Origin of the sequence: Pelomicrobium sp. G1 (assembly GCF_051905455.1) — a bacterium.
Lineage (GTDB): Bacteria > Pseudomonadota > Gammaproteobacteria > Burkholderiales > UBA6910 > Pelomicrobium.
In genome coordinates this window covers 1-263 of the sequence record NZ_JBQACR010000393.1, presented here as the reverse complement: position 1 = coordinate 263, position 263 = coordinate 1, and the positions used below count along the sequence as shown (strand labels likewise).

General features: G+C 69.6%; 1 protein-coding gene. It reads right to left on the bottom strand.

All coding sequences use genetic code 11. The features are described from left to right. On the bottom strand, positions 1 to 263 hold a 263-nt coding region (locus tag ACTFO6_RS18965; protein WP_439935897.1), incomplete at both ends, for a helicase-related protein.

The following is a 263-nucleotide window of genomic DNA, read 5'->3' as shown; positions in this document are numbered from 1 at the left end:
CGCCGGCGGCCGATTCGCTGCTGGCGGATCCAGCGAGAGAGTCTCGGCGAGCCTCGAAGCTCGGCACTCGATGGCGCTCCAGGCGGCGGTTGAGCAGCTTCGCGATGGCGCCGAGGAGGGGTTGCTCGCCCGGAGTCATGAGGGAAACGGCTTCGCCGCTCACGCCCGCTCGGCCGGTGCGGCCGATGCGGTGCACGTAATCCTCGGCCACCTGGGGCAGGTCGTAGTTCACCACATGGGTCAGGGCTTCGATGTCCAGGCCG